Origin of the sequence: Pseudomonas brassicacearum (assembly GCF_003732265.1) — a bacterium.
Classification (GTDB): domain Bacteria; phylum Pseudomonadota; class Gammaproteobacteria; order Pseudomonadales; family Pseudomonadaceae; genus Aquipseudomonas; species Aquipseudomonas brassicacearum_D.
This window is the reverse complement of sequence record NZ_MOBK01000083.1, coordinates 1-269: the sequence shown is the minus strand read 5'-3', so window position 1 is coordinate 269 and position 269 is coordinate 1. Positions and strand designations below refer to the sequence as shown.

Annotated in this window: 1 protein-coding gene; it reads right to left on the bottom strand. The window is 63.6% G+C overall.

Annotated features, from left to right (window positions below):
* The coding region (locus tag BK660_RS30145) for an alpha/beta fold hydrolase (protein WP_404942965.1) at positions 1-269 on the bottom strand (269 nt) is incomplete at both ends.

Here is a 269-nt window from a genome sequence, read left to right as displayed (position 1 = left end):
AATTGCTCGACGTTCAAGGCGTCCATCAGGCCCAACGCATCGTCGGCCATGTCGGTCAGGGTGTACGGCGCCGACACCGGCAAGCCGAGTTTGTAGCGCAAGGCTTCGAACGTCAGGTTGGCCTCGGCCGGGGTTTGCCGCCAGGAGGACAGGCCGACATCACGCTTGTCGTAACGAATCACCCGGAAACCCTGCTGACACAGCGCCACCACCACCTCGTCCGGCCAGTGAATCCACTGCACGCCCAGGCCCATCACCAGCAACCAGGC